The sequence below is a fragment of the Cyclobacterium sp. SYSU L10401 genome (genome assembly GCF_010993705.1).
GTDB lineage: Bacteria > Bacteroidota > Bacteroidia > Cytophagales > Cyclobacteriaceae > Cyclobacterium.
Genome location: NZ_WOFO01000002.1, coordinates 389107 through 405502 on the forward strand (window position 1 = coordinate 389107; position 16396 = coordinate 405502).

At 48.1% G+C, this 16396-nt stretch carries 12 protein-coding genes; 4 read left to right on the forward strand and 8 right to left on the reverse strand.

Annotated features, from left to right (window positions below; genetic code table 11):
* Positions 1 to 19: 19 nt before the first annotated feature.
* Complete coding sequence (locus GL182_RS06600; RefSeq protein WP_163378857.1) at positions 20 to 2113, forward strand: PKD domain-containing protein; 2094 nt, start codon at positions 20 to 22, stop codon at positions 2111 to 2113.
* 108 nt (positions 2114 to 2221) lie between these two features.
* Here the strand turns inward: GL182_RS06600 and GL182_RS24380 are convergent, their stop codons facing one another.
* The 8 genes from GL182_RS24380 to GL182_RS06640 all read right to left on the reverse strand — a co-directional run bounded on the left by GL182_RS24380 (position 2222) and on the right by GL182_RS06640 (position 9625).
* Positions 2222 to 2353 carry a hypothetical protein gene (locus GL182_RS24380; protein WP_262889323.1) on the reverse strand — a complete coding sequence of 44 codons (132 nt, stop codon included), beginning with the start codon at positions 2351 to 2353 and terminating at the stop codon, positions 2222 to 2224.
* A 275-nt stretch (positions 2354 to 2628) separates the two neighbouring features.
* Positions 2629 to 2868, reverse strand: coding sequence for a hypothetical protein (locus GL182_RS06610; protein WP_103926648.1), 240 nt, complete (start codon positions 2866 to 2868; stop codon positions 2629 to 2631).
* A gap of 95 nt (positions 2869 to 2963) precedes the next feature.
* On the reverse strand, positions 2964 to 3353 hold the full coding sequence (locus GL182_RS06615; protein ID WP_240469707.1) for a putative quinol monooxygenase: 390 nt from the start codon (positions 3351 to 3353) through the stop codon (positions 2964 to 2966).
* A 99-nt stretch (positions 3354 to 3452) separates the two neighbouring features.
* Positions 3453 to 4724, reverse strand: coding sequence for a mandelate racemase/muconate lactonizing enzyme family protein (locus GL182_RS06620; RefSeq protein WP_163378858.1), 1272 nt, complete (start codon positions 4722 to 4724; stop codon positions 3453 to 3455).
* A 3-nt stretch (positions 4725 to 4727) separates the two neighbouring features.
* Positions 4728 to 5672, reverse strand: a complete 945-nt coding sequence (locus tag GL182_RS06625) for an SMP-30/gluconolactonase/LRE family protein (RefSeq protein ID WP_163378859.1) — start codon at positions 5670 to 5672, stop codon at positions 4728 to 4730.
* Between the two features lie 99 nt (positions 5673 to 5771).
* Complete coding sequence (locus tag GL182_RS06630; protein WP_240469709.1) at positions 5772 to 5924, reverse strand: hypothetical protein; 153 nt, start codon at positions 5922 to 5924, stop codon at positions 5772 to 5774.
* 132 nt (positions 5925 to 6056) lie between these two features.
* Positions 6057 to 8234, reverse strand: coding sequence for a penicillin acylase family protein (locus GL182_RS06635; RefSeq protein ID WP_163378860.1), 2178 nt, complete (start codon positions 8232 to 8234; stop codon positions 6057 to 6059).
* A 404-nt stretch (positions 8235 to 8638) separates the two neighbouring features.
* A complete protein-coding gene (locus GL182_RS06640; protein ID WP_163378861.1) occupies positions 8639 to 9625 on the reverse strand; it encodes a DUF4097 family beta strand repeat-containing protein in 987 nt (328 codons plus the stop codon).
* Positions 9626 to 9939: 314 nt separating this feature from the next.
* Here GL182_RS06640 and GL182_RS06645 point away from each other — a divergent pair, with 314 nt between their 5' ends.
* From GL182_RS06645 to GL182_RS06655, 3 genes are all read left to right on the forward strand, one after another.
* Entirely contained in the window at positions 9940 to 10254 is a 315-nt protein-coding gene (locus tag GL182_RS06645; protein ID WP_163379141.1) for an antibiotic biosynthesis monooxygenase family protein, read from the forward strand.
* A gap of 42 nt (positions 10255 to 10296) precedes the next feature.
* On the forward strand, positions 10297 to 12009 hold the full coding sequence (locus GL182_RS06650; protein WP_163378862.1) for an amidohydrolase: 1713 nt from the start codon (positions 10297 to 10299) through the stop codon (positions 12007 to 12009).
* Between the two features lie 69 nt (positions 12010 to 12078).
* Positions 12079 to 16395, forward strand: coding sequence for a CusA/CzcA family heavy metal efflux RND transporter (locus tag GL182_RS06655; protein ID WP_163378863.1), 4317 nt, complete (start codon positions 12079 to 12081; stop codon positions 16393 to 16395).
* Position 16396 lies beyond the last annotated feature (1 nt).

Consider the following 16396-nt stretch of genomic DNA (forward strand, 5'->3'; position numbering starts at 1 on the left):
GGGAAACCCAAAAAGCACCATGAGAAAAATAGAATTCATCCTGTTGAGTGCCATCCTTGTCGCATGTTGCGAATCAGGATTTGCGCAGACCACTTTGTTAAATGACGAATGGGGATTTACGCCTACCGATTCCCTATTCGCGCAACCTTATGTAGACATAGACGAGTGGCGGGACACCCCACTAAAGCATCGATATGTGCATGGTGGATTTAAAGGTACTGACACCCGGTTTTCTTTTTACTTTCCGCAAGAGGAAAACTATGAGCGTCGCTTCTTTCAGTACATTACCCCAATACCCGACAACGAAAACCTGTCTCAGGGTGCTACAGGAGAAGAAGACAAAATCAGTTTTTCTATCCAAAACGGTGCTTACTTTATAGAGACCAATGGTGGCGGAAACCCTGGAATCGGAGCCGATCGTCTTTATAATCCCTATAAAGCGAATGCCGCCAGTGCAGCGTTTTCCAGAACAGTGGCCAGGCAAATTTACCCTGCTGATCAGAGGCCATTCGGTTATGCATTTGGCGGTAGTGGCGGAGCCTATCGGACCATAGGTGGTTTTGAAAACACCGATACCTGGGACGGAGCCGTGCCGTACGTGGCCGGATCGCCCATGGCCATACCCAATGTATTTACGGTACGCATGCATGCGATGCGGGTATTACAGGATATGTTACCACAGATTGCGGATGCCGTTGAAGCAGGGGGTGGCGATATGTACGCCGGGCTAAACCCGTTGGAGAAAGCGGCCCTTATGGAAGTTACGAAGATGGGCTTTCCCAAACAGGCATGGTTCAACTATGATAAAATGGGTATACATGCTTTTCCGGCTATATTTAAAGGAATAAAAATGGCCGATGCGCCTTATTTCACTGATTTCTGGACGGTACCCGGTTACCTGGGAAAGGACAACTACGAAACGATTGAGAAGGATCGCCTGCAACAGCAAGCCCGGATAAAAAAAATTATCACCAAAAGGGAAGCGTATGAGTTGGGATTGACTATCGGAAATGGCCCCGGCAGGGCCCGTGGAACGGCCGATGCCGCCTGGCAAAATCTGGACCGAAAGACGGATACCATCCCTGTAGCCTTTCAATTGGATTCGAGGCTGCCAGAGGTGCAATTCTTAGGAGGGGAACTCAAAATCCTATCGGGTGAAACAAAAGGGAAAGCTTTGGCACTCAAATCCATTGACAATGACCTGGTAGTAGTAGATGCAATAGATCCTAAAATTGCCGCCTCCCTCCAGGTAGGTAACGAGGTTCAGGTCGACAACAGCGATTATCTGGCCGCCCAAACCTATCATCGTCATCAGGTACCGGGCCCCGAGTATGAGGTATGGGATCAGTTCAGAGATGAAAACGGAAACCCCGTTTACCCCCAGCGTCCCATGCTGATGGGACCTCTATTTACAAAATCCACCGTGGGTTCCCTACCCAATGGGGATTTTAGAGGAAAAATGATTTTACTGGGTTCGCTGTGGGATACGGAGGCCTATCCCTGGCAATCAGACTGGTATCGTAAGCAGGCAAAAGAATCCCTGGGGGATGCCTTTGAAGATAATTTTAGATTGTGGTTTACCGATCATGCCAATCACGGTGACCTTGCGGTGCCCGGTGATCCTACCCATATTGTCAGCTACCTGGGAGTATTACAGCAGGCCCTGCTGGACCTGAGCAATTGGGTCGAAAAGGGAATCGCACCTGCTGCGGCTACCAATTATAAAATTATAGATGGCCAGGTAATCGTTCCTGATGAAGCCAATGAAAGAATGGGTATTCAACCCGTAATCCACCTCAACGTAAATGGAAGCCAGCGGGCAGCGGTATCCGTAGGTGAAAACGTCACCTTGTCCGCTCAGATAGAAGTACCCGAAAATCAGGGAAGCCTGGTGGATGTATCCTGGGATATGGATGGATCGGGTGATTTTTTGGCGAAGGAAAACCTGAGGGATACGGATCAGCATAAAATGACCCTTACCCGAACCCATTCCTTTTCGGAACCGGGAACCTATTTTATTACACTTAAAGCCATCTCACAACGAAATGGAGATACGAAAACGCCCTTCACCCGTATTCCTAATCTGGATCGGGTGAGAGTAGTCGTGAAGTAGCCTAGAGGATACCAATCAGATAACACAAGCAAAAAGAAAAATTCCGGTCAAAAAATCTAATGGGAAAGGGGAAAACCATTCCCCACAATACCTCTAATTACAGGGAGGTTATTTTCTTTCCGCCCAGTTTTCTAGTTTTAGGTTTTCGATATGCCGGAAGTCTTTAATGTTGTCGGTTACTAAAATAATTTCATTTGCTTGTGCAGTAACACCAATTATCAAGTCAAATTCATCATACATAGGTGTTCCTTTTTTTCGAAGCAAGACTTTGATATTTGCATACTGGTCAACTATCCCAAAAATTGGAATGATGGTTAGTCCCTTAACAAATTTATCAACCGCTATGTGAGATTTTTTGGGATCATCGCTATTTTCTGCTCCGTATTTCAGTTCAAAACTGTTATTTCAGAGATGAAACAATTCTCAAGACCTTTTTCCTTGATGATTTCATCGAGATGGACTTTACCTCTCAAACAAAATACACATATACTTGTGTCAAGCAAATATTGCATATATCAAATTTTCAAGTCTTTTGATCTGAATTTCCTGCTTTCCCTAATATCTTTTATAATTTCTTCGGCTGGCTTTTCTGAAGCAAATCCTCCGAAGGAACTAAAAAAATCCTTTTCTTTAGACTTTCTCCCTTTCCTTATAGATTTCGCAAGCCGTTCTAGCAGCTCTAATTTGCTTACTGAACTTAAACTTTCAAAAAGCTCAGAATAAGTTTCAATGATATGGCGTTCTGCATGTGTCATAGTCTAAATTTTAATAAATATATGAAATTACATCATAAAACTGATTTCCATACTACTTGGTTCTTCTTCAACTTCCCTGTAACATCAGTATAAAGCTATGCCTTGGAAGGAGAGTTGCGTGTACATAGACTATGTAACCCAATGCATTCCCTGGTTTTGTTCGACAAATTAAACATTTCGGAGATTGAAGCAAAAAAACAAACCGGTTTTTCCCATGCCAGCTCTTGGCCTTTCTCCGGCTGCCCCTCCAATAGGGGCATTGTCGTCATGATGAGTTCGCACACCCCTTCCACTTTCAGGGATTGGTCGTGGTCCTCTTTGCTGTCCCAGATTTCGGTGATGTATACGGAATGGCTATCCGCCGGATGCCTTCCGATCACATACAATCGGGACCCTTTAGCGGTAGCCACCAATTGGGACGCTTCCAGTAAAATCTCAGCCAGCTCGGCTTGATGCCCCGGCTTTGCTGTCAAATTGCCATTCAATATGTATTGGCTTATTTGTATGGTTAGGTTTCATTTTATTAACCAGAGGCTACCGAAAAGGGAATCTAACACTACTTGTTTCCCTGAAGACCTATCGATTTACCCGGTTACCACCCGATGTTCCGCCACAAAATCCGGGTCCAGCGTAACGCCCAGCCCCGGCCCCGTAGGCACCGTTACCTTGCCGCCTTTACTGCTAAGGCTGGAGGTAGGGCTATCCAGGGGAATTTCATTGTTAAACCCCTTGAATTCATGAAAGGGTCCGGCATTGGCAACGGCCGATACAAAATGCATCATGTACAGGTAGCCCAGGCCCGAACCGGAAATATGGGGCGTGCAGGGCATTCCTTTCAGAGCCGCCATTTTGGCCACCTTCATGGAACGTACCATTCCCCCAAAATAGAAAATATCGGGCTGCACGATGTCCAGGGCATCCTCTTTGATCAGCCAGCGAAAGCCATGCATGCTGGGTTCCTGCTCCCCACCGGCTACCGGAATCGATACAGCTTTGGTGACTTCCAGGGTCTCTTCGTACCAGTCAAAAGGTACCGGCTCTTCGTAAAAATCATAGGCATATTCCTCCATGATTTTTCCGATGCGTATGGCCTCCTCCGGGGTATAGGAACCGTTGGAATCGGCATAGATCGTCATCTCCGAACCAAAACGCTCCCGCACCAGTGGAATTAGTGCTTCGGTCCTACCGGGAGGATAATCGGCATTGTGACTCATCCGGCCACCCACCTTGAATTTCAGGGCCCGTGCATCGGTTTCCCGGACATGCTTTTCAATCAGATCTATGGATTCCTCCGCCGATTTGCCCCGGTAATTATTGGCCTGGTAGACAGCGATTTCCGGATGGTAAATGGTTTCTGCCAGCAAGGACCCCATGCTTTTATGGGCCAATTTGCCCAGCAAGTCCAAAATGGCAAACTCCAGCGTGGCCAGGGGCACCCAGAAGGCCAGGTTTTGCAATTTGTAATTACTCTGGTACACGTACACCTCCTCCAAAAGCTTTTCCCATTCCCGGGCATCCTTGCCGATAAAAAACGGCTGAATCCGGTTGACAAATATCGGATACAGGTGCTTCATCTGCATGTTATTGCTTACGGATAGCCCTTCGGCACCCTCTTTGGAGCGAACGCGACAGATAAAGTTATCTCCCTTGCGCAGCAATTCTACCGTCTCAATCCAGACCGGATCCTTCAGCTCATCCAGGCGCAACACCGGTTCGGCTAAAATTCGGTCCAGGGCCTCCTCCTGCCTGTCCGGCTCCTGCGCATTTTTTCCAGAAGCGCCCGCAGGCAGACCGGTCATGCCGACTACTGCGCCCAGTGCAGAACGCTTGATAAATTTCCGTCTATTCTCTATCATGGTTTACTCGTTTCCGGCTACTTTTAATTCCACGGCATACAGACCCGTCCTTGCGGTCACAAAAAGCGTTTTACCCTCCGGTCCTCCAAAGGCCAGATTGGAGGGGGTTTCAGGGAAGCGGATCGTGCCTAACAGGCGGCCATTTGGAGCCAATACCAGCACGCCTCCTGGCCCGGTAGCAAAAAGGTTTCCCTGCTCGTCGACTTTGATTCCATCAGGATTCCCGTCTCCCGACAATATGGAAGCATTAAAGAAGAGTTTCCCCTTCCCGGCCTTTCCCCCCTTGCTCAAGGGATACTGCATGTACTTCTTGGGTTGATCTGAATTGGCAACATAGAGCGTACGCTCATCAGGAGATAAGGCCAGGCCGTTTGGTCGGTACAAATCCTCGGCAATCAGGGTTGTTTTTCCTTTGTGAAAGCGGTACACGCCAAAAAACCCCAGGGTATCGCTGGCATCCGCTGGCAGTCCATAAGGGGGGTCGGTAAAGTAAATGGCTCCATTGCTGTGTACAATCAGGTCATTCGGACTGTTAAGCCGGGTGCCTTTGTATGCTGTTACCACGGCATCGTACTGTCCGTCCGGACTTAGGCTGCCGATCTTTCTACCCCCGTGTTCGGCCATCAGCAAGTTCCCTGCTGCATCGTAGGTCAGGCCATTGGAATTGTTGCTGGGTTCCCTAAAAACGCTTACCTGCCCTCCAGGCTTCCATTGATAGATGGTATTGGCGGGAATATCGCTAAAGATCAAATAGCCCTCCTCCTTGTTCCAGACAGGACCCTCGGTAAACCGAAATCCATCTGCCAATTTTTCTATTTCCGCATCCTCGGCTACCAAATCCAGCAGTGCCTGGTCTTTAATGTCCAGGTTTTGCCCAAATACAGGGATAAGAATAAGAGAGAAAAAAGAGGAAAAACTGATGAGGCGTATAAGTGAAGTAATTTTCATGGTTTTTTGGGTTTGAAGGTTCCATAGGAAATATACGGGAATCCGATTAAAATTCCATAAGCGGACCGTCAAATCCTCCTGAAATAAAGACTATTTCCGTCAGTAACTCATTTCATCGATCTTCACTTTGCCCCGAAAGGTGAGGTACACAAAGGTCGTGTACCCAATTACCAGTGGTGTCCCGATGGCAGCAAAGGTCAGCATGATTCCCAGGGACTTGTCCGAAGCAGCGGCATTATAGAAGGCATACACCTATAGTAAATCCGGGATAGCCTCTATTTCTTATTGAGAATACCGAAGACTAAACCTCTTAAAATCAGTGGAAAAATCCACTTCAACCGGCTGCAAATTTTCCTGAATTTTATCATGTATTCCAGGGTACCTTTACCTCTTCCCGGGATGGTAGGTCTCTTCAGCCCTCTTTTCTACATCTTCCCGGTAGTAGGCGACCTCCTTGAAGCTGCCATCTGCATACATTTGCGCCTGATCGTCAAAATGAGGGGATTCCGGATCACTGTTTTGCCCTCCGGCCAGCAGGCTTTTCGCCCTCACCTTTTCTCCAAATTCCACTGCTGCCACAAAGCTGTTTCCGGAAGAGCCGTAGAGCTTTTTGGTGTTTTCCCGGGCACTGGCACCAAAAGAAGCCAGGGCACCCCAGCGACCCGAGGCCAATCCAATGGGGAGGCTTTCTTTGGAATCATCATAGGCCAAATCTATATCCCCACTCAATCGTTGAAAGCGGTTGATCTCTCCCCAGGGCATTTCCCAGGAGCCAAAATCAGCTTCCAACTGCTCCACCGCTGCGTTAAATGCCTCCAATACATCCTCCGCTTCATAATCCAATTCGTTCCCTTCCTTTTGGTTAAAAGGTATCAACTGATAAGGACTTCCAATCTGCCTGTTAAACCACATGCCATAAAAATGAGCCAGGGACATGGCCACGGAACCTTCACCGGTCTTGTAGTCCCATTGTTTTAAAACTTCTTTGGGAGCGGCTAAATCACGGTAGGATGCCCCATTCGCCTCAAATGCCGCCAGCAGCTCCGGAATAAGGTATTCAAAGGCCGGCAGGTAGGGATCGTATCCGAGTGCAATCAAATCGTCCAGGGAAATTGTACTTGCCTGGGAAAGCAGGTCTACCGCATGAATGCCGCGAAAATTCTCAGCATCGGGAGCCATGTAATAGGGATAATCCTTCTGTTTGGGACTGTAAGGGCCTGCCGCAGTAAAAGGAGTGGAATTGCAATTTTGTATCCATCCGGTTTGGGGGTTGTGAATGACAATGCTCTCTGCTACCGTATGCAAACCCTGCCAGTCGGTTGCCGGATCGCTGCCGTCCACCGGCCTTGAAAAATCAAAGGAGGTGTCCCTTTTGGGAATAAAGTTGCCGTGAAAATAGGCAATATTGCCTTCAGCATCTGCAAAAACGGTATTGTTGGAAGAATTGGTCCTCATATCCATCATTTCTACAAATGCCTCGTAGTTATCCAGTTTGGTACGGGTAAAGCTTTGGATCAGGGCATTGACAGGATCCCAGTTGATTTTGGTGGCCACCCATTTGTCCTCCAACTGGTGGGTGACCGGACCGTGATGCGTACGGTACATGGTGAAGTTTTTTTCCTGCAATCCTTCCGGGGAACTGTATGAAAGCGTAACCGGAATTTCTTCCACTGCCCGCCATTCATCTCCATAAGCATACTCATAACCATTTTCGGTTTCCCGTACTTCTTCCAGAAACTCATCCATAAAATCCAGGCGTGTAGAGGTATGCATCCACCCGGTCTTCTCATTAAAACCCTGGTAAACGAAAAATTGTCCCCAGGTAACGGCTCCATAGGCATTCAAGCCCTCTTCGCTGGCCACATGGATTTCAGGGCGAAAATAAAAAGAGGTATGAGGATTGATCAGCAACAGGGCATTACCCGATTCGCTCAGTTCCGGTGCAATGGCGATGCCATTGGAACCCTTAGGCTCTTCATAGGGATCAGGATGCAACAGTCCATCACCATATTCGGAATAAGCCAGTGCCATTTGATTTTCATAAAAAGCCTGTATCCGTTGGGTAGAGATCCGCTCAATGTCACCCCCAATGGATCCCTCGCTAAAAAACATGGGAAACCAGGGTTCATATCTGGTCAAAACCTGCGGCACTACTTCAGGGTGGGTTTCCAGGTAATAATTGACCCCATCGGCAAAGGCATCGCACAGGTCTTGGAGCCATTCCGGAGCTCCTTCGTAAGCTGCTTTGGCCTCCGCTTCGGTCATGTATAACCTGGCCCGAAGGTCGCTGTACAGGGCCTCTTCTCCTTCCAGTTCGGCCAGGCGGCCGGTGGCCCAGATATAGTTCCTTTCTACCCTTCTGAAGTCATCTTCACACTGCGCGTACAGCATTCCAAACACAGCATCCGCATCCGTGGCAGCATAAATATGGGGAATGCCATAATCATCCCGGATGATGGTCACCCGGTCTGCACGTTGCTCCAGGTCATTTGATTCGGTATGGACTGGAGCCTGGCAAGCCCAAAACAACAGGGCCAGCAATGATAATTGTAATTTTTTCATGGTTGGTGGTTAAACGTTTCTGGTTAGAAGCCAAAAAATGATACCCACTATGGAAAAGTGGCTGATTCCGGACCTCTTGTAATTGCCTTCAATAATAGGAAAAAATCCAGTATCTGACAATAAAATAACCAATACTGAATAATTTTTACCTCCAGAGTTTTAAAATTGGACTACAAAACCTGAACTTTTGCCTCAAAAAATAGCCAGCAACCAAAATTTTACCTGTAAAACCAATGTTGTTTGGAGACAACCAAAATTTTCAAATGCGTACTTATTTATCCAATACAGCCAACAGCAAACCAAAAGTGGTCTGCTGTTGGCTTCAACGCACGGTTGTTTGGCGATTTGGATGAATCAGCAGCTACGAAATGTATCCGTTCAGCTAAAACTCAGGATAGAACGGATCAATTGACTATGGTAATGCTACCTGAACTTACTTCTCCTTTAATGGTGTGCGGAGAACCATTCCTGATTATCAGGGTTCCGGATGATTCACTCTCTCCTACTTTTGCCCTTCCACTTCCGGTATGGATTTCATAATTGAAAGCAGCCAAATTACTGTTGGACTGTATGGAAATACTTCCAGAGGAGGCTTTAACGGAAGTATGTTCGCTTAATCCAACGTTGCTACCTGTTACTTGCCCGGAACTTAGGCTTACCCTTCCCAAAGCCTGTACCTGATCCATGGCGATTTTTCCGGAACTCAACTTCACATTCAATAAACCGTTGATAGCCCTGAATGCCATATTTCCGCTGGATGTTTCTGCATCCAGGTCGCCCTCTATTTGTTCCAGGCTCAGTTTCCCGGATGAAACGGATGCTATCGTGTTTCCTTCAATGTTTTCACCTACAACCTCACCTGAGCTTGCTGTAAGGTACACTTCCAAAGCATCAAGATTTTTGGCACTGACCCGGCCGGAATTCACTTCCAAATCAATTCTATCTCCCACCACATTTTCGGCATGGATCGTACCGGAACCGGCATGCATCTGCAAGGACATGTGGGTCGGACCCGTAAGCCTGATGTGTCCCTCGGACCGGCCCATTCTCAGGCCATTTTGATCCAGGCTGACGATGAGTTTTTCACCTACCACCCTGTAGGCAATTGTCTTTCCCCCATCCACATTGGATCGAAGTAAGGCATCCAGGGATACCTTATCCAAATCAGGAGATCCGAGGTACTCGGCAGGGAGAAAGCCGGCATCCACTTCAATAGAACTGATGCCCGCAAAACTTTCCTCGATATCAGCCACGGTTTCCAATTGCGGATCCAGGCAGGAGGTAAAAAACAGCATGCCAAGTACCAGCAATCCGCTGCCATTTAATTTTTTCTTGGAAGGAAAACTAAAATTCCAGATTTTCTTTTCCTGTTTACCTTGTATTGTTTTCATTTGGTGATGTTGTAACATTTTTTTGTTTCTCTCAGAAAATAAATCCAATCTGATGCCAATTACCAAAATACCCCCAATCGATGAAATTTCCGGGGTACGCTTCGAAACAAAGCTCAGAACTGTTCAAAAACGAACAAATTCAACACCTTTTCGGACAGCACAAAGGTTTCATCAGGGCATCAATTGCTTTCTATGTAACGACAGGGTCTTACTCCAAATTGATTCTAAATTGGATGCCGGCCCTGTCTCATAAAGTAATTCTTAATATATTTAACGTAAAGTTTCCGATGTTTTCTATACAACCTCAACTACCCATGATCAGTGACACCCCCACCACTCCTTACTATGCCGTGATATTTACCAGCATTAGAAGTGCGGAAGCCGGGGAAGATTATGCACAAATGGCCCGTGAAATGGAGGTATTGGTTAAAAACCAACCCGGCTACCTCGGGCATGAATCCGAAAGAGAGGCCCTGGGAATAACGGTCAGTTACTGGGAAAGTCTGGAGGCCATTGCTGCCTGGAAAAACGAAACCCGACACCTACTCGCCCAACAGCTCGGTAAGGAAAAATGGTACCAAAACTATAAAATACGGATTTGCAAAGTAGAAAGGGAGTATGGCTTTTGATTACCCTTTTAACCATCATCAACCAATATTATTGATCCACTTATGACAACCAAACTTTATGCATTCCTTGTATTACCGGCCATCCTTTTGCTGGGCGCTTGTTCCGAATCCCCGGAAAAGGCCACCCGGGTATTTACCGGCGGCTTCCTTTACACGGTAAACGAAGACCTACCCACCGCCGAGGCCATGGCTATAGAAGGAAATAAAATCATTTATGTAGGAGATCAGGCAGGGGTAAAACCCTTTATAGGTTCTGAAACGGAAGTGATTGACCTGGAAGGAAAAACCTTGACCCCGGGTTGGATTGAAGGGCACGGGCATTTTATGGGCCTGGGCTACAACGAACTGAACCTGGATTTATCCGCCACCAAAAGCTTTCAGGAAATCGTCGCTATGGTAAAGGAGGCCGCCGACCGGACACCGGCGGGCGAGTGGATTACCGGTCGTGGCTGGCACCAGAGCAAATGGACTGAATCGCCGGGAAAACAAATAAATGGCTTCCCCTTACACCTGGCCATTAGCGAGGTATCTCCGGATAACCCGGTCTTTTTGTACCATGCCAGCGGCCATGCCGGTTTTGCCAATGCCCGGGCCATGGAAATTGCAGGCTTAAATCCCCTGGGGAAAGAACAGCTAAGGGATCCCAACCACCAGGAAGGAGGGGAAATAATCCGGGATGAGAACGGAAACCCCACCGGTATTTTCAACGAAACGGCCATGGGTTTGATTACCCGCCACATTCCTGCCAATAGCCCGGAAAAGGACCGACAGGCATTCGAACTGGCGATGGCTGCTTGCCATCGGAATGGCATCACGGGATTTCACGATGCGGGAATCGGTTCAAAAACGGTAGACTTATACCAACAAATGAAACGCGATGGGAAAATGAAACTCCGGATGTACGCCATGATCGCAGGAGGAAACCGGGAGTTCCTGGAAGAATGGCTGAATAGAGGACCTGAAATAGACAGCCTGCTTACCTTCCGTTCGATAAAGTTGAGTTGTGACGGGGCCCTGGGTTCCCGCGGAGCCTGGTTACTGGAGGAATACAGCGACAGACCTGGTCATTTCGGTCACGAAACCCTTCCCATGGAATACGTCTATGAAGTTTCTAAAATGGCCCTGGAAAAAGGGTTTCAACTCTGCACCCATGCCATTGGAGACCGGGCCAATAAAGAAGTACTAGACAGGTACCAGGCTGCCCTGGAGGAGTTTCCCGAAAAACGCAACGAGCACCGCTTTCGCATTGAACATGCCCAGCACCTGCATCCGGAGGATATTCCCCGCTTTGCCGAATTGGGCGTGCTTCCGGCCATGCAGGCCATTCACCTTTCCTCAGACAGGCCCTGGGCCATTGAGCGGCTGGGAGCGCAGCGGATCAAGGAAGGGGCTTACATGTGGCAAGCCCTGCTCCAGTCCGGGGTTCCCATCATCAACGGTACGGACGTGCCCGTAGAACCCATCAACCCCCTGGCTAACTTCTATGCCAGCGTGACCCGCAAAACCCTGGAAGGAAGCCCCGAAGAAGGCTACGAAGCGGATCAAAAGATGAGCCGGGAACAGGCATTGAGAAGTTATACCCTGGACGCTGCATATGGAGCCTTCGAAGAAAGCATGAAAGGTAGCCTGGAAGTAGGAAAAGTAGCCGATTTTGTCATTTTTGACCGGAATATCATGGAAATCCCGGAGGCTGAAATCCTGCAGACACAAGTCTCCCTGACCGTATTGGATGGGCAAATAGTCTATCAACAATGACTTCTATCATGTCCTAAATGCGGCAAAATCCAATAAACTATTTTTAACTTGCAGCAAATTATTTTGTAAATGATACACCGGATAATCGCTTTCAGCGTAAAAAATAAATTTATTGTTCTTTTAGCGGTACTGGGCATGATCATTTGGGGAATGTTTTCCTTCCAGCGTTTGTCCATTGGATCTGTCCCCGACATTACCAGCAATCAGGTACAGATCATTACTGTGGCGCGAAACCTGGCCACGGAAGAGGTGGAACAATTTATTACTTTCCCTATAGAACTTTCGGTGGCCAATTTACCCGGGGTGGAAGAAATCCGCTCGGTCTCCAAATACGGGCTGTCCACCATCACCGTGGTCTTTGAAGAAGGCATGGGCACTTACCTGCCCCGGCAATTGATTGGAGAAAAACTGGCGCAGGCCAGCAAGGATATCCCGGCACATTTTGGCAGTCCGGAAATGGCGCCCATTTCCACCGGCCTGGGTGAAATCTACCAATACACGCTGGAAACGCGCCCGGGCTACGAAGACCGCTATTCGGTGATGGACCTGCGAGAAATCCAGGATTGGCTGATAAAGCGGCAGCTCACCGGCATCAAAGGCGTGGTGGAGATCAATACCTGGGGGGGTTACCTGAAGCAATACGAAGTGGCCATGCAGCCAGAGAAGCTCCGAAGCATGGACATTTCCCTTCTGGAAGTCCTGAAAGCCCTGGAGGACAATAATGAAAATGCCGGAGGGGCCTATCTGGAAAAAAACCAGACCAACTATTTTATTCGAGGCGAGGGCATGATCCAATCCCTGGAGGATATTCGGAAAATTGTGGTGGCCAATCGTGGAGGTGTGCCCCTGACCATTGCCGACCTGGCAGAGGTGCGCTTTGGGTACGCCACCCGTTTTGGAGCCATTACCGGAAACGGAGAAGGGGAAAAAGTGCTGGGACAGGTCATGATGCTGAAAGGGGAAAATTCCTATGCGGTGATCAAAAGCGTCAAAGAACGCATAGCTGAAATAGAAAAAATACTCCCGGAGGGGGTTTACATCAATGGGTTTCTGGACCGCTCCATGCTGATCGACAAGACCACCTCCACCATACAGGAAAACCTTATCCTGGGCGCCTTGTTTGTCATTTTCATTCTGGTCATCCTGATGGGAAATTTTCGCAGCGGGTTACTGGTAGCTTCCGTCATCCCCCTCTCCTTGCTTTTTGGCATTTCGCTGATGAGTCTTTTTAGGGTAGATGCCAACCTGCTGAGTCTGGGTGCCATTGATTTCGGGATTTTGATAGATGGAGCAGTAGTGGTGGTCGAATATGTGGTCTACCAAATGGGTAAAAAATTTCCCGGCTTGAAAGGGACTGCCCAAAAAGAGGAGGTGGACAAACTGGTCATTGAGAGTTCCAACCGGATGATGAACGCAGCCATTTTTGGTCAGATCATCATTTTAATTGTTTTCATTCCCATCCTGAGCTTTACCGGGGTAGAAGGAAAAATGTTTCAACCCATGGCATTGACCTTCATGTTTATCCTGGCAGGAGCCATGATTCTCTGCCTGACCTATGTACCGGTCATGGCGGCCCTGTTTATCCGCCCTTCAAAAGATGAAAAAGGTACGCTATCCGCCAAAATTATCCGGGCCATTCATGGCTGGTACGAACCGGTTTTGATAAAAGCCCTGAATCACTATAAACTTGTTTTGATCACCGCTTTGATAGGTTTTGGGATCAGCCTTTTTATTTTTTCCCGACTTGGGGGTGAATTTCTTCCTACCCTGGACGAGGGTGATTACGTTATACAGCCGGTATTGAAGCCGGGAACTTCCCTGGCCCAGACGATCGAAATCACCACCAAAATCGAGTCCATTCTGCTGGAGAAATTTCCCGATGAGGTGGAACAAGTCGTCAGTAGAATCGGGGCAGCGGAGATCCCCACGGACCCCATGTCCATGGAAATGTCGGATATCATCATCAAGCTAAAGGATCCGGAAGATTGGTCAAGGGTGGATTCCAAAACAGCCCTGGCAAACCTTATGACGGAGGAGCTCTCTGTTTTACCGGGTATCACCTACCAGTTTACCCAGCCCATCGAAATGCGCTTCAACGAACTGCTTACCGGTGTGCAATCCGACCTGGCCATCAAGATCTTTGGGGAAGATCTGGAAACCCTGTACCGCTACGGACTGGAGGCCGCTGCCATTATAAGGGATGTGGAAGGGATCGACAATATCAAAGTAGAACAATTGGTAGGCCTGCCGCAGATTTCCATCCGCTACGACCGGGAAAAGCTTGCCCTCTACGGCCTCAGCATTGCCGATGTGAATCAGGTAATCCGTACCGCCTTTGCCGGCAGCAGCGTAGGTACTATTTTTGAAAACGAACGCCGCTTTGACCTGGCCCTGCGCCTGGATAGAGAGACGGTAAGCACCGAAGTGGTAAACGAGTTAAGTCTGCCCCTGGAAAACGGGGAAAAAATATTATTGAAACAAGTGGCTGACATCAGCTTTCAGTCAGGTCCCGCACAGATATCCCGGGATGATACCAAGAGAAGAATTGTTTTGAGTTTAAATGCCAGCGAAAGAGATGTGGAATCCATTGTCACCGATGTGCAGGCATTGCTGGATGCTGAGTTGGGTTTGCCCACGGGCTATTCCATCGCCTATGGGGGGCAGTTTGAAAACCTGAACCAGGCCCGGGACCGCCTGATCAAGGTGGTGCCGCTTGCCTTGTTGTTGATTGCCATTATGCTTTACTTTACCTTTCATTCTGTTTCTGAGACGATCATGGTATTCTTGTCCATCCCTCTGGCGGTAATCGGTGGAATTGTGGCGCTGTGGATAAGGGGCATGCCCTTTAGTATTTCCGCAGGTATCGGTTTTATTGCTTTGTTTGGCATCGCAGTGCTCAACGGCATTGTGTTGATCAGTTACCTCAATGACCTGGAAACTAGCGGAGAAACCGATATACGCAAAAGAATCCTGAAGGGCTGTAAAAACCGTTTGCGGCCGGTACTTTTGACTGCATCCACCGATATCCTGGGATTTATTCCCATGGCGCTATCCACTTCTGCAGGAGCGGAGGTGCAGCGGCCCATCGCCACGGTAGTAATAGGTGGGCTGATCACCGCATTTTTTCTTACCCTGATCGTCTTGCCGGTGGTCTATTATGTAGTAAAATCGAAGAAAGTTCAGGGCTTTCGCCCCGGCAAAGCGCTGACGGCACTGGCGATACTGCTTGGGATTCCCTTTCTAAGCCCTGCCCAGGAGGGCCCTATAGATCCGGAAGCGGCCTGGTCCATGGCACTGGAAAATAATTTTGAATTGGCCGCCGCCAGAATATCATTGGAAAACAGTCAGGTCCAAACCAAAACTGCCTGGGATATTGCCCCATCCCTATTCTTTATCGGAACGGAGGAAAACCAAAGAAACCTGGAGGGAGATGGGGTAAACTCTTTCGGGTTCCAACAGTACATTGATTTTCCCGGAGTCTATGTTTCCCGAAAAAAGGCACTGGAAAAGGAAAGCCTAATCACAGAGGATCTGTATGACATCAAGACCCTAAACCTGAAAAAACAACTGTATAAAGCTTGTTACCAGTTGGAGTACCTGGTCAAAAAGAAGGAACAATATTATGGATTTGATTCCCTGTATCAAGAACTGTATAAGGCCTCCGAAAAGCGGTATGCCGCTGGCACGACCAACCGACTGGCCATGGTCATGGCTAGAGCCCGGTCTGAAAAAGTCCGTATGGCTTATTCTCAACTGGAGCAGGAAATCCAAATTGTGTACCGGCAAATTCAGGAAGTGGTACAGTCCCCGGATACATTGCAGCTCAAGAGCCCTCCGCTGACCATGGCATTCGCCGAATTCCCCGACCTGGAAAATCATCCTTCTTACGGCTATTTGATGCATCAAAAAGAACGTTTTGAAGCGGAAAAGAATCAGATGCAAAACAAATTGCTCCCCGGATTCTATGTACAGTACATGTTCCAGAAAGTTGATGGCGTCAGCGGTTTTTTCGGTTATCAGGCAGGCATACAGGTTCCCCTGTGGTTTGGACCCTCCCGGGCAAGGGTACAATCCGCCCGCCTGTCCGTCTACCAATCGCAAAACAAAATCAATGATTTTGGTATCCGCTGGGAATCAGCCATAAACCAGAAAAAAACCAGGCTGGAAATGCACCTCAAAGAGTTGGATTACTATAACCAGGAGGGGCTACCGATGGCGGAAGAAATCATCAACACGGCTCATAGAAGTTTTGACCAGGGGGAAATTGATTACCTGGAGTACATCCGCAGCCTGGAATATGCCAGCGAAATCCAAATGGATCACCTGGATCTCTTGAACGAATACCATCAAACCCTTATTGACATTCACTATTTTAACCTGCCATGAT

Bases quoted from the DNA above. Each gene is read 5' to 3' on its own strand.
- GL182_RS06600 (WP_163378857.1), top strand. From the start codon at position 20: ATGAGAAAAATAGAATTCATCCTGTTGAGTGCCATCCTTGTCGCATGT.
- GL182_RS24380 (WP_262889323.1), bottom strand. From the start codon at position 2,353: ATGTATGATGAATTTGACTTGATAATTGGTGTTACTGCACAAGCAAAT.
- GL182_RS06610 (WP_103926648.1), bottom strand. From the start codon at position 2,868: ATGACACATGCAGAACGCCATATCATTGAAACTTATTCTGAGCTTTTT.
- GL182_RS06620 (WP_163378858.1), bottom strand. From the start codon at position 4,724: ATGATAGAGAATAGACGGAAATTTATCAAGCGTTCTGCACTGGGCGCA.
- GL182_RS06625 (WP_163378859.1), bottom strand. From the start codon at position 5,672: ATGAAAATTACTTCACTTATACGCCTCATCAGTTTTTCCTCTTTTTTC.
- GL182_RS06635 (WP_163378860.1), bottom strand. From the start codon at position 8,234: ATGAAAAAATTACAATTATCATTGCTGGCCCTGTTGTTTTGGGCTTGC.
- GL182_RS06640 (WP_163378861.1), bottom strand. From the start codon at position 9,625: ATGAAAACAATACAAGGTAAACAGGAAAAGAAAATCTGGAATTTTAGT.
- GL182_RS06645 (WP_163379141.1), top strand. From the start codon at position 9,940: ATGATCAGTGACACCCCCACCACTCCTTACTATGCCGTGATATTTACC.
- GL182_RS06650 (WP_163378862.1), top strand. From the start codon at position 10,297: ATGACAACCAAACTTTATGCATTCCTTGTATTACCGGCCATCCTTTTG.
- GL182_RS06655 (WP_163378863.1), top strand. From the start codon at position 12,079: ATGATACACCGGATAATCGCTTTCAGCGTAAAAAATAAATTTATTGTT.